Genomic DNA, 16,476 nt, shown 5'->3' with positions numbered 1-16,476 from the left:
CGCTCCGGGGCGTCGGGTCAGACGTCGTCCAGCGCAACGAGCAGGTCCTCGACCGAGGACCCCCGGCCGGTCCGGATCTCGCGCGCCCAGTCCTCGGCGCAGATGAGTCCCTCCACGGCGGCCCAGGCCTCGGCCTGCTCCTCCTCCTGGTAGGGGTTCGGCAACGACAGGCGGTCCCTCATGGCCTCCTCGGCACCGATGAGGTGCGCGGCACGCACCGGGTCCTGCAGGCCGATGAGGATGTTCATGTACGTGTCGGCGAACGCCATCGTGAGGTTCGGGCTGCGCAGCCCCACGATCCGGTCGACGAGCGACCGGGCGAGCCGGGCGGCCTCCTCCGGGCGCCCGCTCGCCGCCAGCAGGTGGGCGAGGTTCTGGCCCTGGACCGCGGCCTCGTGCACGTCACCGGCCGCGGTGACGATCTCGATGGCCTCGTTCGTCAGCTCCTCGGCCAGTGCGTAGTGACCGAGCTCCTCCTCCACCCCGGCGAGGTTGCCCAGTGCGCGGGTGAGCCTGAACGGGTTGCCGATCCTCCGGTGCAGCACCAGGGAGTCCTCGAACGTCCGACGTGCGGCGTCGACGTCACCCTGGTGCAGCCGGGCCGTCCCGACGATCCCCATCGCGAAGGCCTCCCGCTCCTCGTCCGCGACTGCTCGAGCCATCGTCAGGCTCCGCGCCGCGACGTCAGCGGCGCGGTCGGGCTCGCCACGGGCGATGAGGAGGTTGGCGTAGGCCCCGAGGCACTCGGCGACATCTCCGGACGCCGTGCCCCCGGCGCGCTCCAGGGCGAGCTCGAGCCAGCGGCATCCCTCGAGGACGTATCCGCCCGTGTACCAGAGCCATCCGAGCGAGGTCGCCAGCTGGAGGGCGGTTGCCGTCGCCGTGACGTCGACGCCCTCGGTCGCCCCGCCGTGGCGAAGACCCCAGGTCAGGGCCTCCCGGAAGTTGTCGAGCTCGGCCTCCGCCTGGGCCAGAGCCAGCAGGTGGTCGGAGTCACGGGTCACCTTGAGCCGCTCGGCGACGTCGAGGTGGTGGGCGGCGTGCGCCGAACGCGCCTCGTCGAGCTGGCCCGTGCCGCGCAGCTCCGCCAACGCGAAGGACCGGATCGTCTCGAGCAGGGTGATGCGCGGCTCCCCGTCGGGCGCCTCGGACACGATCACGAGACTGGCGTCGACGAGGTCGGCGACGAGGTCCAGGGGATCTGCCGAGCGGTCGCCCGTCGCGGCGGGCAGCGCGACCGCCGCCACCGACTCGAGGGCGGCCCCACCGGCGAACACCCCGAGCCGCCGGAAGAACGCCTGGTCGTTCTCGGGGAGCAGGTCGTAGGACCAGGCGATGGTCTCGCGCAGTGTCCGGTGCCTCAACGGCCCCTGCCTGCTCGTCGAGGGGAGGTCGAGCGTCGTGTCGATCCGACGCAGGAGCGCCTGCGGCCCGAGCAGTCGGGTCCGCGCGGCGGACAGCTCGATGGCCAAGGGCAGCCCGTCCAGGCGCCGGCAGATGGCGACCACCGCGTCGACGTTCTCCGGCGTCAGCCGGAAGTCCGGGCGCACGCTGTGGGCCTGCTGCAGGAACAGCTGCACCGCCGGGGACTCCTCGGCGGCTGCCACGGTCGATCGGCTCGGCAGACCCAGGGGCGGCACCGGGTAGAGGTGCTCCCCCGGCACCGCCAGCGACCGGCGCGAGGTCGCCACGACCGCCGAGCGGGGCGCCGCCTCCAGCAGCTCCGAGACGACGTCGTCGGCCTCGACGAGCTGCTCGAGACTGTCCAGGACGAAGAGCGCAGCCCGGCTCGCGACCTGCCCGAACACGCGCGGCGGCTGACGGCTGCTCCGCGGCACCTCGAGCACGTCACCGAGCGTCGTCCACGCCACCTCCGGTGTGGTCGCCGACGCGAGGGGCACGAAGAAGACCCCGTCGGGGAAGACCGTCACGAGGTTCTTCGCCACCTCGATCGCGAGGCGCGTCTTGCCCGAGCCTCCCGGCCCGCTCAGCGTGACCAGTCGGATCTCGGGCGACCGGACCAGGTCGACCAGGTCCGCGACCGCGTGCTCACGTCCGACCAGATGGGTCGCCGGAACCGGGAGGCGGGAGGCCGCGCCCAGCGTCCGGAGCGCAGGGAAGTCGACCTGCAGGCCGTCGACGGTGAGCTGGAAGAGCCGCTCCGGCTCCGGGATGTCCTTGAGGCGGTGGAGGCCGAGATCCCTCAGCCCGACACCGTCGGGCAGGGCGTCTCGAGCGAGCTCCGCGGCCACGGACGACAGGACCGCCTGCCCGCCGTGGGCGGACGAGGCGATGCGGGCCGCGCGGTGCACGTCCATCCCCACGTAGTCGTCGTCGTGGACCTGTGGCGACCCGGTGTGGATGCCCATGCGGACGCGGACCCTCTCGTCGCCGGGCCACCCGTGGCTCTCGAGCCCGCGCTGGGCCTGGGTAGCCGCCCTCACGGCGCCCTCGGCCGTCGGGAACACCACGAAGAAGCTGTCCCCCTCGGTGCCCATCTCGGTGCCCCCGTGCGCCGACCACGCGGAGCGCAGCACGTCACGGTGCCCGTCCAGCGCGTCGGTGTACCTGCGCCCCAGCCGGCTCAGCATCAGGGTCGAGCCCTCGATGTCGGAGAACAGCATCGTCACCGTCCCGGACGGCAGCTCGCGCACGGCGCCTCCCTCCCACTCTGCCGTTCCGAGCGTGGGCGCTGCGATCGCGGCGCGTCAAGGACTTCACGGAAGAGGGCCGCTGCCGACACTGCTCGCGTATGCCGCCCGTCCCCGGTCACCGGTCACCTGAGCCCGCGTCCCTGCCGATGCAACCGGACGGCACACCCGGGGTTCGTGTGGGTGGGGACGTGGAACGCAGGGGGACGCGCCGGCCGGGCGAACAGGCAGCCGGGGCGGCCCCCCCACCACGCTCCTCGGCATCGCTCAGAGCGCTGCGTGACCGACGTTGGTCAACAGGACGATCTCGTTGTGGATGCTGGGCTTGTCCGACGTCCCCGCCTGTGCGTAGGCCTCGGTCAGCTCGTCGATCGCCACCTGCACCATGTCGGGAGCGTTCCGCGATGGCGGATCCGGAACCGGCGAGGCGGCAGCGGCAGCGGGCAGTGCCAGCAGGCCGGAGGCGATGACTGCGAAGACAGCTCTGCGAGCGTTCATGACATTCTCCTGAGATACGAGTTCGCTTGCAGATCAAGCGATGTGGGGACAAGTGCGAACACATCCAGAGTCGCCTCCAAGACCCCTGACCCACATTCGGAGAATCACTCGAACCGGGCGCCGCGGCCTTGGGGTTTCCCCTCATCGGGCATCGCAAAGGCCTCGAAGGGCGCCATCGCCGTGGGTGCGCGCGTGACCGCGGACGGCGGAGTGCACCCTCGACGGGCCTCCGCCCAAGCCGGTCGACCCCTTCCTGCTGATGGCCTGATCTCGACGTCAGGCGCTGCGCAGGAAGGTCAGAACGGCCAGGACGCGGCGGTTGCTCTCCGGCGACTCGTCGAGCCCCAGCTTGGTGAAGATCTGGCGGACATGCGCCTCGACCGTGCGGTCGGTGATGAACAGCCGTCTGCTGATGCCTTGGTTGGTCAAGCCCTCAGCGACGAGAGCAAGCACCTCGCGCTCCCGCACGCTGAGCTCGTGGAGGGGGTCGGCATCGCGGTGCTTGTGCAGCAGGCGCGCGACGATCGTCGGGTCGATCACCGTCTCCGCCTCCGCCACCCGCCGCAGGCTGTCGACGAGGACGTCGCCCGAGTAGACCCTCTCCTTGAGGACGTAACCGATGCCTTCGGGCTGGTCCTGGATGAGACGCATCGCATATGCCGACTCGACGAAGTGGGACAGCACCAGGACGCCGATGTCCGGGAACTCGGACCGGATGGCGGCGGCCGCGACCAGGCCCTCGTCGGTATGCGTCGGAGGCATGCGGATGTCGACGACGCAGACGTCCGGACGGTGGGCTCGCACCAGGTGAAGGAGCGCCGAGGCGTCGGCCGCCTGGCCGACGACATCGACCCCGCCGGAACGCAGCAGTGCGACGACGCCTTCGCGCGTCAAGAGTGTGTCGTCTGCAACAACGGCTCGCATGCAACCTCCGCTCGGAGGCCAGTCCGACACCGACCTCAGCAGTCGCCCTGGCCACCCAGCCAGTGTGGCAGCGCCATGGCCCGAGGACTCGGGGTTGACTCGGAACGTGCGCCCCGGCCTGGGGACCACCCTGGGAGCGGCAGGCGAGGCGGCGTCGCCGGCTCAGGTCCGCACGCCATCGGCGGGTTCCGTCTCGGGCGACGCGTCCAACGCCAGCGGCAGCGCCAGGTCGATGCGGACACCTCCGTCCACCTGCGTCGACCCGAGGCGCCCGCCGATCGCGGCCACCCGGTCCTCGAGAAATGCGAGGTCCCAGCTGGCGTCCGCGACGTCCGCGCGGACGCGGAGCCATCCCCCGTCGCTTGTCGCGCGTACCGTCGTGGGGCCCCGTGCCGCGGCGGTCGCGACGACGACGTATGCCGTTGCCTCGACCGCCGCCGGAAGCCGACCCTCCGGGGCGGCCATGACCTGCAGGGGCCGTGTTTCGCTCAGCGCCTCCCACGCGCCGGCGAGCCCCTCGGTCACCAGGACGTTCGGGAACAACCCCGCGGCCAGCTCCCGGAGGTCGCGCACCGCCTGCTGGACCTCTGCCTCCGCCGCGTCCACCGTCCTGACCAGGTCGTGCTGGTCTTCGCCGACGCTCGATCGCAGCAGGCGCAGGCCCAGCAGGAGACCGACGAGACGTTGTTGTGCGCCGTCGTGGAGGTCGCGTTCCAGTCGGCGCCGCTCGCGGTCGCCCGCCTCGATGATCCGGACCCGCGACTCGGCGAGGGCCCGCACCTGGGCGAGACCCAGAGCGCGTAGCCGCTCGTTCTCGAGCCCCAAACGAGCCGCGGTCACGACCTCCCGGAGCGCGTCCGGGTTGTCGAACAGCCCCGGACGGTGCACCAGGACAGCGATCTCGTCGCCGTCGTTCGCGAGCCGGCTGGTGGCTCGTCCGGGGGCCCTCACGTCCACCGTCTCGAGGTCGACGTCGCGGTAGGTGCCGTCGACGGGGTAGCCCACGAGGAGCGACGGGTCGTGCAGCCACGTGGCCAGCGCCTCACGCATACCTCCTGCGGCGGTCTCCCGGTGCAGGTCGACGACGAGGCCCGTCACACCCCGGCGCAGGGATCGCGATCGCAGCAGGCTGAACTCCACCGCGGAGGCCAGTGCGGCCAGACCCACGAGCTGCGCCCACCAGAGACCGTGGTCCGTCGCCGAACCTTCCACGAAGCCGCGATCCAGGCTCATGCCGAGGTGCGCCGCGACCGCCCCGAGGTACACGACGCCGATCGTCCCCACCGCGCCGCGCGCCCGTCGCGACGCAGGACTCATGCGCACGAGGCCGACGGCGAGGACGACCATCGTGACGATGGTCCACGCGAGGCAGGCACCGATCGCGAGCCGCGACGATGTTGCGGCCACGTCCGGGTCGTCGTGCAGCAGAAGCAGATTCGTCGGGCAGTCCGAGCAGCCTTGGGCCTGTAGGTCGAAGAACAGCGTGGGCACGAGTCCCAGTGCACCGACGAACAGGAGTGCTCCCGTCGCGAGCAGGTAGCGCTCCGCTCGCGCGTCCACCCGTCCGGACGGAAAGGCGAGGATCGCCCAGGTCGCGGCGACCGGAACGGCGACCGCGAGAACCAGACCCACCGTGAACACCGCCACGGAGAGAACGCCGGCCGCCGTGGCCCCCGGGATGTCCCACTCGGTCACCAGCACCAGGCTCGCGACGAGGACGAGACGCCGGCCGAACGCGTTCTCAGGTCTGGACAGCCGATGGACGATGCCGACGGCCGTGAGCCATGCCACGGTGCAGTAGAGGACGAGCCCGGACCAGACCGACTCGCCACTGTCCGAGAAGCCCGGCGACGCGGCCACGACGCGTGTCGTGAGCCATGCGAGCCCCCCGACCATGCCCAGGGTCGCGACGGACCGGTAGATCGGGGCGGGATCGACGGACCCCGCCCAGCGTGGCGCGTGTCCGCCTGCGACGCCCCCGGCGGCCGGGAGGTAGGTCTGTCGGGCGCTCTGCCGAGCCCTCATGCCACCCAGCGTCCACCCGAGATGCACCTCGCGACTCAGGGTTGGCACTGATTCGCTCGACCGATTGGCCGGACGACACTGGCGTGGGAGCGAGACAATGGACCGTTGAGGCACCGAAGGGACGTGCCGACCATGACCCGGAACACGACATCGACCACAGGGACCATGCCGACTGTCCTGAGAGCCGGTCGCGTGGTGGCCAGGTCGAGCTGGGCGCTCCTGGCCGCCGTGGCGGTGGTCGCTGCCGGATGCACGACGACGGAACCGGACCGGGCCGGTGGCCGAGGCCTCCAGAAGGTGACCATGCTGGAGATCGCCCAGCCCGACCAAGCCGCTCCCGCGCAGGTGCAGGCGTATGCCGCAGAGGTGAACACGCAGTCGCACGGGTCCCTCCGCCTTCACTTCAACGACGCCTGGCGTCAGGGCGAGATCGGTTTCGAGAAGAACACCCTCGAAGACGTGACGCGCCGTCGCGTCCCGGGTGCCTGGGTCGGCGTGCGGTCGCTCGACCTGATCGGCGTGACCTCGTTCCAACCGTTGCTGGCCCCGCTGCTCGTCGACAGCCACGACGTGCAGGATCGCATCTTCTCGGAGGGCATCCCGCTCGAGATGGCCCGCGGCCTCGAGGGGCACGGCCTGGTGTCGGTCGCCGTCCTGCCTGGTCCGATGCGCAAGGTGCTCGGCGTTCGCAGGCCGTTCCGAGAGCCCGTGGACTTCTGGGGCGCCGACCTCGGGGTCCAGGGCGGCGACATACCGGAGGCCACGGCGAAGGCACTCGGGGCGACCTTCACACGTATGACGTCCGGAGTAACCCTCGCCGGGCTCGACGCGTACGAGCAACAGGTCGACAGCATCTTCGGCCGCTTCTACGGACTCGAGGCGAAGTACGTCACAGCGAACGTCAACCTCTGGCCGGCAGCCATGACCGTGGTCCTCAACGAAGCGGTCTACCGTGAGCTGACCGACGCCCAACGTGAGGTCCTGCGCACGGCCGCGACGACCGCGATCCCAGAGGCTCTCGACGCAACCAGGACGGAGGACGTCTCCGCCGTCGCCAAGCTGTGTGGTCAGGGTGTTGCGTTCCCGGCCTCGTCGGACCTTCAGCTCGCCGCCCTGCGCAAGGCCGTCCAGCCGGTCTACGACGAGATCGCCGCGGGCGACCCGGGCAGCGCCGGCATGCTCGACCGGCTCGCCGGCCTGAAAGCTGACGTCGCCGCGGGGCCGGACCTTTCGGCCTGTCCCACGCCGGCAGCCGGTTCAGGCCGCGGGTCGTTCCCCGAGGGAACCTACGAGATGGTGCTCGACAACGATGCACGATGGCAGTGCCCGGGCGGTCCGAGGCAGGGCACGCCGGGCCGGAGGTCCTGGTTCTCGCTCGAGGTGGGTGGCGGCCAGGTCACCATTCGCCAGCGCGTCGACAGTCAGACGGCGCCCAAGGAGGTCGCGTACAACGGCGTGTACTCCCGCCTGCACGACCATGTCCGGATCAACTCCCTCGACGCGAAGTGGTCCTTCGACGGGACTGAGCTGCGGCTGAGCGACATGACCGGTGGTTCGTGCGGGGACACTGTCATCTGGACGGCCAAGCCCTGGGTCCGGCGAGCCGACTCGGCTCAGCCGGGCGCGTCGGTGGTTCCGGACGGCACCTACGAGACGGTGCTGTCTCCAGGAGATCGCCACCTTTGTGACGGCCAGCTGGGTGAATACCTTCTCAACAGGGAGCTCTTCGTCCCGGAGGACCACCCCCGAACCTGGTATCTGAACTTCACTCTCGATGGCGGAGTGGTGACGGAGCACGAGAGCGAAGTCAGCCGTACGGCGATCGCCCGCATGGGATGGGTGGGCAGCTACCGCGTCCACGGCAACACTTTCGAGCTGACCGATCTCAGGAGCACAGCGAACTATCCGGCCGGCACCGACCGCCGCGGCCCCATGACCGCTACCTTCACGTTCGTCGGCAAGACCCTGACGCTCAAACCCGTGGGATCCTGGCGGTGTGAGAGCCGGGTCCTGTGGACCCGCCACCCGTGGACCCTGGTGAAGAGGGCGCCATGACACCTACGCTCGTGATCATCGACGACCACGACGGCTTCCGGGCCTGCGCCAGAGCGCTGCTCGAGGCGGAGGGTTACGACGTCGTCGGAGAAGCCGCCGACGGTTCCTCGGGTGCTGAGCTGGTCGGCCGCCTGCAGCCCGACGTCGTGCTGCTCGACATCGTCCTTCCCGACGTCGACGGGTTCGCGGTGTCCGAGCGCATTGCCGGCTGCGCGCCTCACTGTGCGGTCGTGCTGACGTCGACTCGCAGCCGCAGATCCTACGGAGCGCGCGTCGCCGCCGTCCGCGCTCGCGGCTTCGTCGGCAAGAGCGAGCTCAGCGGCGCTGCGCTGGACATGCTGACCGGGTGACTCATGGCCGGGAGCCAGTTCATCCAAGCCGTCGACCTCCTGGTCGGTGTGGTCGTGATCTCCGCCGGCCTGGCATCGATGCGGTCCGGCAGGGTCGCCCACTTGATGCTGCTCGTCGGCGCGACGTGGCTGGTCGGCAACGTCTTCTCCGCAGCCGTCTTCCTTCACCGCGGTCCGCTGGTGCAGCTGCACCTCACCTATCCCACCGGGCACGCGAGGCGCCGCTACGTCGTGGTCGTCGTCGGGGCGGCATACGTCCTGGGCATCATCGAGGTGTTCGTGCCCACAGCCGCGCTCACCCTCTCACTCGCGCTCTTGGTCGCCGCGACAGCGATCGACGTCTTCGTGCGCACCACGGGCACCGCCCGCAAAGCGGGGCGGCCGGCACTGTGGGCGGCCCTCGGGTTCTCCGCCGTGCTGGTGACGAGCGCTCTCAACCAGCTACTCGCCTGGAACATCGACGTGCCCGTCCTGCTGGCATACGACGGTGTGGTCGCCGGCGCCGTCGTCGTGCTGGCTGCCGACCTGCGGTGGGGTCGCTGGACCGAGTCGACCCTGAGCGACCTCGTGGCCGACCTCGGCAGGACCTCCGACACCAGCGGGCTGGCGGGACGGCTGCAGCAAGCACTGGGCGACCCGGGGCTCACGGTCGGCTACTGGATCCCGGAGCGGGCGTCCTACGTCGATGACCAGGGTGAGCCGATCGACCTGCCGGCGCAGGACGGCGGTCGCACGGCCACCCCGATCGACGACGACGGGAGGCATGTCGCCGTGCTGGTCCACGACCGGGCACTGCTCGAGGACCCCCGGCTCGTCAGCGGCGTGGCGACGGCGGCCCGGCTCGCGATGACCAACGCGCAGATGCTCGCTGACATCCGCTCCCGGGTCGGCGACCTCACGCAGTCCCGGCAACGCATCGTCGAGGCCGTCGGCGACGAGCGCGCACGGATCGCCGACGAGCTCGACGGCGGGGCCCAACGACGACTCGCCCGCGTCGCCGACATCCTGGACCACGCTGCGGCTGCCGACCTCTCGGGCAATCGACACCTCGCGCTGGTACGTGCGGAGGTCGTGCGGGCGCAGGACGACCTGACGAGTTTCGTCCGTGGAGTCCGCCCCCTGACCCTCGTCGAGGGCGGCCTCGACGCGGCTGTCCGTGACATGGCCGGGCACTTTCCGTTCCACGTGGAGGTACGCGTCGACGTGGGACGGCTTCCCGACGCCATCGAGGGAGCGTTGCTCTTCTTCTGCTCCGAGGCGATGACCAACGTGGCGAAGCACGCCAGTGCTAGCCGGTGCAGGGTGGTCATCACCGCTGGGCCGGACCTGATCGCCGCCGTCGTCGAGGACGACGGGATCGGTGGGGCGGACCCCTTCGGATCAGGCCTGCTCGGCCTCACCGACCGGATCGAGACGATGGGTGGACGCTTGATCGTGACCAGCCCGGCAGGAGGGGGCACACGTCTCGAAGCGCGGATGCCGCGGCTGGCACGGGAGCGCGAGCGCGGGCGGCTGCGGTGACCCGTCGCGGGCGGGCGGGTTCGTTCCTCACCCGACCGCTCGCTCCTCCCACATCCCGCGTGCATCCGGTGGATGCAGAAGGACCCCCGACGAAAAGCATGTCGGGGGTCCTTCTGCATCTGGCGGTGGCGGTGGGATTTGAACCCACGGTGGAGTTACCCCCACACACGCTTTCGAGGCGTGCTCCTTAGGCCGCTCGGACACGCCACCGGGAGAGACCTTACCCGAGCCTCCGGCCCTCGAAGAAATCGACGAGCAGGGCCGCCGACTCCTCCGCTCGGACGCCCCCGACGACGTCCACGACGTGCGTCGCGAGCGGGTCCCGCGTCAGGTCCCAGACCGATCCGCACGCCCCCGCCTTGGGGTCCCAGGCACCGAAGACGACCCGCTCGACCCGCGCCGCCATCGCCGCGCCGGCACACATGACGCACGGCTCGAGCGTCACGACGAGCGTGCACCCGTCCAGCCGCCACGAGCCGAGCGCCTGCGCCGCCTCACGCAGCGCGACGACCTCGGCGTGGCCCGTCGGGTCACCCAGCTCCTCGCGCACGTTGCGACCACGCCCCACGACATCACCCGCGACGTCGACGACGAGCGCGCCGACGGGCACGTCCTGCGAGCCGACGGTCGCGGCTGCGAGGTCGAGCGCCTGGCCGACCCAGGCGGCATACGTCTCCGGGGCCGGGACGGAGCTCTTGCCGGGGGTCTCGGATCTCTTCGCCACGCGATAAGTTTCCACCCATGGACGTCCATGTCGCAGACCACCCGCTCATCGCCCACAAGCTGACCTACCTGCGCGACAAGCGGACCGACAGCCCGACCTTCCGGCGCCTCGCCGAGGAGCTCGTCACCCTGCTCGCCTACGAGGCCACGCGCGACGTCCGTGTCGAGCCGTTCGAGATCGAGACGCCGGTCGCGCCGACCACCGGCATCAAGCTCTCCAACCCCAAGCCGATCATCGTCCCGATCCTGCGCGCGGGGCTCGGCATGCTCGACGGCATGGTCAAGCTGCTCCCGAGCGCCGAGGTCGGATTCCTCGGCATGATCCGCAACGAGGAGACCCTCGAGGTCTCGACCTACGCGAACCGCCTGCCCGACGACCTCACCGGACGCCAGGTCTTCATCCTCGACCCGATGCTCGCCACCGGCGGCACGCTCGTCATGGCGATCGACTACCTCACGGCCAAGGGCGCCCGCGACATCACCGCCGTCTGCCTGCTCGCCGCGCCCGAGGGCATCCAGCACCTCGAGGACGAGCTCGCCGACAGCGACATCCCCGTCAAGGTCGTGCTCGGCACCATCGACGAGAAGCTCAACGAGAAGGGCTACATCGTGCCCGGGCTCGGTGACGCCGGCGACCGCCTCTACGGCGTCGTCTGAGCCGACACCCCTTGCGTATGCCGCCCGGTCAGGGCAGCGCGTCGCCCCACTCGGCGTCGCGCGCCCTGCGGTAGCGCTCCCCCGACTTCTTGGAGACGACCTCGCGACCCGCGGTCCCGTCGGGCCGGCAGACCTGGAACTCGACGAGTCCCTTGCGCTTCAACGGGTGTCGGAGGATGCGCCCCGAGATCTCCTCTGGGGTCGGAGGTTCCAGCACGCCGGGAGCGGCGGCCGCGACCCACGAGAACTTCTCGTCCTCGTAGGACAGCTCCGCCCCCTTGAGCCGACGATGCTCCGCGGACCGGCTCACCCGAGCCGCGAAGTGGCACCAGTCCCCTGGTGCGAGAGGGCATTCCATCGAATGCGGACACGGCCCGAGCAGGGTCCACCCGGCCGCGAGCAGGGCGGCTCGGACGCGGAGCACCCGGGCGTAGCCGTCGGGCGTCCCCGGCTCGGCGACGACGACGGCGCGGCCGCGGCGCATCGCCTCGGCGACGAGCCCGTCCTGCTGGGTCTCGTCGAGCTCGCTCAACACGTACGACACCGTCACGAGATCGGCGTCGAGCTCGGGCCAGGCGCCGGCGACACCGCGCCGGAACGTCGCGCCCGTCAGCGCGGGCGACGTCGCGTCGGCGACGAGGTCACGGCCGAGGGCCAGGGCGTCCTCCACCTGGTCGAGCACCGTGACCGACTCGAGCGAGTCGAAGGCGCCCGCGGCAGCCCACGCCGCCGCGCCCGTGCCGCCACCGAGGTCGAGCATCGAGCGCGGCGCCAGACCGCGGACGGCGAGGTCGACCATGACCCGCGACAGCGCCGCGTGCGTCGCCGGCATCCGGTAGGCGGCATACGCGGCCACGTGCACCCGCGAGGCGAGGATCGGCGCCGACGCAGGGGCGACCGACCGGTAGCGCGACACGAGCGCCTCGGTCGCCCGGGTCAGCTCGCGTCCGTCGACCCCACGCGCGGCGCGGCTCAGAGCGGCGCGCAGCTCGGCGGCATACGCTGGCGTTCGCGACACTCGTGGAGGATAGCGGCGACGTGGAGGTCAAGCCGACACGCGGGCGCCGGTGCCGCACCCCACCAGTCACGTACGGCACACTGGTCCCACCCCTGTGCCGTGGGGCTGTCAGGGCAGCGCCAGCACCTTCCCTCCAAGGAGCGACACACCATGGGCCCCAAGGCCAAGAAGATCATCCTGATCATCGTGCTCGCGTTCTTCGTCTACGCCGTGTTCACGTCCCCCGACAAGGCTGCCGACATCGTCAGCAACATCTGGGGCGTCCTCGTCGACGGCTTCAACGCGATCCTCAGGTTCTTCAACTCCTTGCTCAACCGCTGAAGCGAGCACACTGAGCTCATGGCCTTGATGCGGAGCACGGAGGTGCCGGCGGGACTGGCGCCGATCCTGCTCCCGGGCGAGCGACTCGTCACCGCGGTGCGTGCGCACTGGGGCAAGCTCGCCGAGCCTGTCGTGACGATGCTCCTGGGACTCACCGCTGCCGTGTGGGTCGACTCCAACGTCACCAAGGCCACCCAGGCCGTCGGCACCATCTTCTGGTGGCTCTTCTTCGTGCTGCTCGCCCGCCTCCTGTGGTGCCTGCTCGACTGGAGCCACAACTGGTTCGTGGCCACCGACAAGCGGCTGCTGCTGCGCTACGGTCTCATCTCCCACAAGGTCGCGATGATGCCGTTGCTCAAGGTCACCGACATGAGCTATGTCCGCTCCATCCCCGGCCAGTTCCTCGGCTACGGCAAGTTCGTCCTCGAGAGCGCGGGCCAGGACCAGGCCCTCCGCGAGGTCAAGTGGGTGCCCAACCCCGACCAGACCTACCGCGACATCTGCGCCGAGATCTTCCACATCGTCCCGCCACCCGGCGACGAGGACTTCGAGGAGATCGACGACGAGTTCCCTGACGACACAGGGCAGCCCGGCGGTCAGATACCGCCCGTGAGCCCGATCGCCCCAGGTGGCGGCACGGCATATCCCGACGTCCACCGCACCCACAACCCGATCCAGGACCGTCTCGACTCCTACTCGCGGGCCGTCCCGATCCAGCGGCCGTCCGGCGAGAGCGAGACCGTCTACGAGAGCGACGACCGCAAGCGTCGCCGGCGCGGCGCTGACACCGGCCCGATCTGGCCGCGCTCCGACGACTGAGCAGCTCCAGCAAGATCGTCCTCCGAGTGAGCGGAATCCGGTCGGGGCGGGTACCACTGGGTAGTCGCGGCATCCCCCGCGGCGCGCGGCCAACGACGCCCGGGCAGGACTCGCAGGCGGTCGCGCTCCCCGCTAGTTTGTGATGATCCGCCCGTCACCGACCGCTCGGAGGTCAGCATGAGCGTGTTCCGCACCAAGTCGGTCGAGGCCTCGATGGCCTCGTCCGAAGAGGCCGACCACAAGCTGAAGAGGACACTCAGCGCCCTTGACCTCACGGTCTTCGGCATCGGTGTCATCATCGGCGCCGGCATCTTCACGCTGACCGGCAGAGCCGCCAAGGACTACGCCGGTCCGTCCATCGCACTGTCGTTCGTCATCGGTGCGATCGTCTGCGGCCTCGCCGCTCTCTGCTACGCCGAGTTCGCGTCGACGGTTCCCGTCTCCGGTTCGGCCTACACCTTCTCCTACGCGACGCTCGGCGAGCTCGTCGCGTGGATCATCGGCTGGGACCTGCTTCTCGAGCTCATGCTCGGGGCGAGCGTCGTCGCCCAGGGGTGGTCGCAGTACTTCGTGACCTTCCTGGAGCAGCTGGGAGTGACCTGGCCAGAATCGGTCGGGCCGGGGTCGCATTTCGATCTGCCGGCCTTCCTGCTCATCGCCGGCCTGACGCTGCTCATCGCCTGGGGCATCAAGGAGTCGCTGCGCGTCAACCTCGTGCTCGTCGGCGTCAAGCTCTTCATCGTGCTCTTCGTCATCTTCGCGGGCATCCAGTTCATCAACCGCGACAACTGGTCGCCGTTCATCCCGCCGTCCCAGCCGGGCAAGGCCGCAGAGGGCCTGACGACGCCGCTGCTCCAGGTCATCACCGGCATGACTCCCGCGACGTACGGCGTCATGGGCATCATGGCCGGCGCCGCCATCGTCTTCTTCGCCTACATCGGCTTCGACGTCGTCGCGACGACGGCCGAAGAGGCCAAGAACCCGCAGCGTGACCTGCCCCGTGGCATCCTCGGCTCGCTCGCCATCTGCACCCTGCTCTACGTCGCCGTCACGCTCGTCATCACCGGCATGCAGAACTACAAGGACATCGACCCCGATGCGGCGCTCGCCACGGCGTTCAAGTCCGTGGGCAAGGAAGGCTACGCCACGCTCATCTCGGCCGGCGCCGTCGCCGGCCTCACCACAGTGGTCATGACCCTCATCATCGGCGCGACCCGCGTCACGTTCGCGATGAGCCGTGACCGCCTGATCCCGGCCGGACTGGGCCGGACCAACCCGCGCACGAGCACCCCGGTCAGGCTCACGCTCATCATCGGCACCGTCGTCGCCCTCATCGCCTCGCTGACCCCCATCGGCAAGCTCGAGGAGATGGTCAACATCGGCACGTTGACCGCCTTCATGCTCGTCTCGCTCGCCGTCCCGATCCTGCGCAAGCGGCGCCCCGACCTCAAGCGCTCGTTCAAGGTGCCCGGCAACCCGGTGGTGCCGTGGCTGTCCGCGGCCGCCTGCTTCTACCTCGTGCTCAACCTCTCGGTCGAGACGTGGATCCGGTTCGTCATCTGGATGCTGCTGGGCTTCCTCATCTACTTCCTCTACTCCCGCCACCACAGCAAGCTGGCAACGGGCGAGGAGGAGGAAGGCCGCCGAGCAGCCCCCGAGGTCCTCAGCGAACGCTGACCTCGCCCCACCTCGCCCCACCTCGCCCCACCTCGGCCCCACCTCGGCCCCACCTCTCCCACCGAACGCGGCGTTCGGTCTCGAACTCACTGTTAGAACAGAGCTTTCGAGACCGAACGCCGCGTTCGGTCTGTGGGGGGGTGAGTTGTCCACAGGCCCTTGGCAGGCAGATCGCGTATGCCGCCACGATGGGCCCATGAACCTGCACCATCTCGCGCCTTCCGGGGTCTTCTCCGCCGCAGCAGCGCGCATGAGCGGGATCAGCGGCGCTCTGCTGCGGAGTCTGGTCGCGCGCGGCGAGTGCCACCCGCTCCATCGAGGCTGGTACTCCGTGCAGCGGCCGACCAGCGACAAGCACCGCCACCGGCTGCGTGTGACGGCCCTGCTCGAGGAGTACGCGGGTCTGGTGATGGCCTCCCACGCCTCGGCTGTGGCGGTGCTGGACCTGCCGGACGAGGGCATCGACTGGGGGACGGTGCACCTCATGTGGCGAGACCCCGAACGCCCCTTTCGTGCCTTCAGCCGCGTCCACATCCACGAGCTCGTCGAGCACCCGCGACTGCAGCACCGAGGCCAAACGGTCGACCTCGGCCTGGCTGCCGTCCAGGTCGGGCTGCACAGCCAGATCGGCATGCTGGTCGTCGCCGACCACTGTCTGCGCAAGGGGTTGACGACGAGCGAGTCCCTCACTGCGGCGGCTCGGAGCCTACGCGGCCACCGCGGTGTCACACGTGCCAAGGCGGCCGTCTCGTGGTGCGACTCGAGACACGAGTCGCCGGGCGAGACGCTGACCGCCCACGTGCTTCGAGGGCTGGGCTATGCCTTCACTCCCCAGCTCGAGATCGCCCGGCGCGAGCACCCCGGACGGTCCTTCTACGCCGACTTCCACCTCGATGGCACCAACGTCCTGGTCGAGTTCGACGGGAAGGTGAAGTACGACCCCGAGACGAATCCTGACGCCGCGAGAGCCAACTTCGACGAGAAGCTCCGAGAGGACGAGCTGCGCCGTCTCGGGTTCGTCGTCGTCCGCCTCACCCGGGCGGACCTGGCGCGCCCCGCCCTCGTGAGGACCCGCATCGAGGCCGCGATCCGCGACTCCCGACCCGCCCGGCCCGAACTCCCCCTGGCCTGAGCTCCCCCTCCCCTGAGCTCCCTCCCTGTGACCGAACGCAGCGTTCGGTCACGAACTCGCTGTTAGAACACTGAGTTCGCGACCGAACGCWGCGTTCGGTGGGGA

General features: G+C 70.2%; 14 protein-coding genes and 1 tRNA gene. 8 read left to right on the top strand and 7 right to left on the bottom strand.

Annotation, left to right across the window (positions count from 1 at the left end):
• Window positions 1–17: 17 nt before the first annotated feature.
• From AC1DW8_RS05725 to AC1DW8_RS05710, 4 genes are all read right to left on the bottom strand, one after another.
• Window positions 18–2,654 carry an ATP-binding protein gene (locus AC1DW8_RS05725; protein WP_478092499.1) on the bottom strand — a complete coding sequence of 879 codons (2,637 nt, stop codon included), beginning with the start codon at window positions 2,652–2,654 and terminating at the stop codon, window positions 18–20.
• Window positions 2,655–2,918: 264 nt separating this feature from the next.
• Complete coding sequence (locus AC1DW8_RS05720) at window positions 2,919–3,149, bottom strand: hypothetical protein (RefSeq protein WP_157623467.1); 231 nt, start codon at window positions 3,147–3,149, stop codon at window positions 2,919–2,921.
• Between the two features lie 276 nt (window positions 3,150–3,425).
• On the bottom strand, window positions 3,426–4,073 hold the full coding sequence (locus tag AC1DW8_RS05715; RefSeq protein WP_056774177.1) for a response regulator transcription factor: 648 nt from the start codon (window positions 4,071–4,073) through the stop codon (window positions 3,426–3,428).
• A gap of 162 nt (window positions 4,074–4,235) precedes the next feature.
• A complete protein-coding gene (locus AC1DW8_RS05710) occupies window positions 4,236–6,098 on the bottom strand; it encodes a histidine kinase (RefSeq protein WP_478092497.1) in 1,863 nt (620 codons plus the stop codon).
• A gap of 303 nt (window positions 6,099–6,401) precedes the next feature.
• Between AC1DW8_RS05710 and AC1DW8_RS05705 the strand changes: the two genes are divergently transcribed.
• The 3 genes from AC1DW8_RS05705 to AC1DW8_RS05695 are packed head-to-tail and all read left to right on the top strand — an operon-like array spanning window position 6,402 to window position 10,024.
• The gene (locus AC1DW8_RS05705) at window positions 6,402–8,153 is read left to right on the top strand and encodes a TRAP transporter substrate-binding protein (RefSeq protein ID WP_478092495.1); all 1,752 of its coding nucleotides are present in this window, start codon (window positions 6,402–6,404) and stop codon (window positions 8,151–8,153) included.
• Window positions 8,154–8,164: 11 nt separating this feature from the next.
• Window positions 8,165–8,503 (top strand): response regulator, encoded by a 339-nt coding sequence (locus tag AC1DW8_RS05700; RefSeq protein WP_200959141.1) that lies wholly within the window; start codon window positions 8,165–8,167, stop codon window positions 8,501–8,503.
• Between the two features lie 3 nt (window positions 8,504–8,506).
• Complete coding sequence (locus AC1DW8_RS05695; RefSeq protein WP_478092493.1) at window positions 8,507–10,024, top strand: sensor histidine kinase; 1,518 nt, start codon at window positions 8,507–8,509, stop codon at window positions 10,022–10,024.
• Between the two features lie 120 nt (window positions 10,025–10,144).
• On the opposite strand, the gene AC1DW8_RS05690 is transcribed toward AC1DW8_RS05695, so the two are convergent.
• Together AC1DW8_RS05690 and AC1DW8_RS05685 are read right to left on the bottom strand one after the other, a co-directional pair.
• A tRNA-Ser gene (locus AC1DW8_RS05690) sits at window positions 10,145–10,234 on the bottom strand.
• Between the two features lie 10 nt (window positions 10,235–10,244).
• Entirely contained in the window at window positions 10,245–10,748 is a 504-nt protein-coding gene (locus AC1DW8_RS05685) for a nucleoside deaminase (RefSeq protein WP_056774190.1), read from the bottom strand.
• A 17-nt stretch (window positions 10,749–10,765) separates the two neighbouring features.
• On the opposite strand from AC1DW8_RS05685, the gene upp reads away from it, so the two are divergent.
• On the top strand, window positions 10,766–11,404 hold the full coding sequence (gene upp / locus AC1DW8_RS05680; protein WP_020143911.1) for a uracil phosphoribosyltransferase: 639 nt from the start codon (window positions 10,766–10,768) through the stop codon (window positions 11,402–11,404).
• A gap of 28 nt (window positions 11,405–11,432) precedes the next feature.
• Here the strand turns inward: upp and AC1DW8_RS05675 are convergent, their stop codons facing one another.
• A complete protein-coding gene (locus AC1DW8_RS05675) occupies window positions 11,433–12,422 on the bottom strand; it encodes a small ribosomal subunit Rsm22 family protein (RefSeq protein ID WP_056826211.1) in 990 nt (329 codons plus the stop codon).
• A 150-nt stretch (window positions 12,423–12,572) separates the two neighbouring features.
• On the opposite strand from AC1DW8_RS05675, the gene AC1DW8_RS05670 reads away from it, so the two are divergent.
• The 4 genes from AC1DW8_RS05670 (at window position 12,573) to AC1DW8_RS05655 (ending at window position 16,371) form a co-directional block, all read left to right on the top strand.
• Window positions 12,573–12,743 (top strand): hypothetical protein, encoded by a 171-nt coding sequence (locus AC1DW8_RS05670; protein WP_200959120.1) that lies wholly within the window; start codon window positions 12,573–12,575, stop codon window positions 12,741–12,743.
• Window positions 12,744–12,761: 18 nt separating this feature from the next.
• The gene (locus AC1DW8_RS05665; protein WP_056774195.1) at window positions 12,762–13,562 is read left to right on the top strand and encodes a PH domain-containing protein; all 801 of its coding nucleotides are present in this window, start codon (window positions 12,762–12,764) and stop codon (window positions 13,560–13,562) included.
• Between the two features lie 177 nt (window positions 13,563–13,739).
• The gene (locus AC1DW8_RS05660) at window positions 13,740–15,239 is read left to right on the top strand and encodes an APC family permease (RefSeq protein ID WP_056826209.1); all 1,500 of its coding nucleotides are present in this window, start codon (window positions 13,740–13,742) and stop codon (window positions 15,237–15,239) included.
• A gap of 196 nt (window positions 15,240–15,435) precedes the next feature.
• Entirely contained in the window at window positions 15,436–16,371 is a 936-nt protein-coding gene (locus AC1DW8_RS05655) for a hypothetical protein (protein ID WP_056774201.1), read from the top strand.
• Window positions 16,372–16,476 lie beyond the last annotated feature (105 nt).

The sequence above is a fragment of the Terrabacter sp. P2_E3 genome (genome assembly GCF_056403915.1).
The sequence above is the reverse complement of the archived record's forward strand: the minus strand, read 5'-3'. Positions and strand labels throughout refer to the sequence as shown.